Source organism: Streptomyces lancefieldiae (assembly GCF_031845825.1).
Taxonomy (GTDB): Bacteria; Actinomycetota; Actinomycetes; order Streptomycetales; family Streptomycetaceae; genus Streptomyces; species Streptomyces lancefieldiae.
This window is the reverse complement of record NZ_JAVRFH010000248.1, coordinates 1-873: the sequence shown is the minus strand read 5'-3', so window position 1 is coordinate 873 and position 873 is coordinate 1. Positions and strand designations below refer to the sequence as shown.

The following is an 873-nucleotide window of genomic DNA, read 5'->3' as shown; positions in this document are numbered from 1 at the left end:
ATCTCCCCCTGCGAATGCCCCACCACCGCATCCGGCACCACACCCAACGACCGCCACAACTCCGCCAACGACACCATCACCGCAAACGCGACCGGCTGCACCACCTCCACCCGCCCCAAAGCAGCCTCATCCCCCAGCACATCCGACAACCGCCACTCCACCAACCCCGCCAACGCCGCCTCACACCGCGCCATCGACTCCGCGAACACAGCCGACTCAGCCCACAACCGCACCGCCATCCCCACCCACTGCGTCCCCTGACCCGGAAACACGAACACCGACCGGCCACCCCCGACCGACACCACACCCGACACCACACCCGACGCCACCACACCACCAGCGGCCAGAGCCCCCAGACCCGCATCCAGCTCCGCAGCGTCCTCCGCCAGCACCACAGCCCGATGCTCGAACACCGACCGCGACACCACCGACGACCACCCCACATCCACCAACCGCCCAGCACCCACCACACCCCGAACCCGACCCGCCAACTCACCCACCACACCCGCAGAACGACCCGACACCACCACCGGCACCACAGCCAACGACACACCAGCCCCGGCCTCCCCCTCCACCGGGACCGGCGCCTCCTCCAGCACCACATGCGCGTTCGTCCCACTGAGCCCGAAGGATGACACCGCGGCCCTGCGCGGACGCCCCAGCTCGGGCCACGGCTCCTGCTCCGTCAGCAGGGACACCGCCCCCGCCGACCAGTCCACATGCGGAGAGGCCTCATCGACATGCAACGTCTTCGGCAACACACCGTGCCGCATCGCCATGACCATCTTGATCACACCGGCCACACCCGCAGCAGCCTGCGTATGACCCACGTTCGACTTCAGCGAACCAAGCCACAACGGACGCTCCCCGTCC

1 protein-coding gene is annotated in these 873 nt (G+C 68.7%); it reads right to left on the bottom strand.

Going from position 1 to position 873, the window contains the following annotated elements; translation table 11 throughout:
- Positions 1 to 873 (bottom strand): acyltransferase domain-containing protein (locus RM812_RS41930; protein WP_311586244.1); only part of this gene is annotated, 873 nt, incomplete at both ends.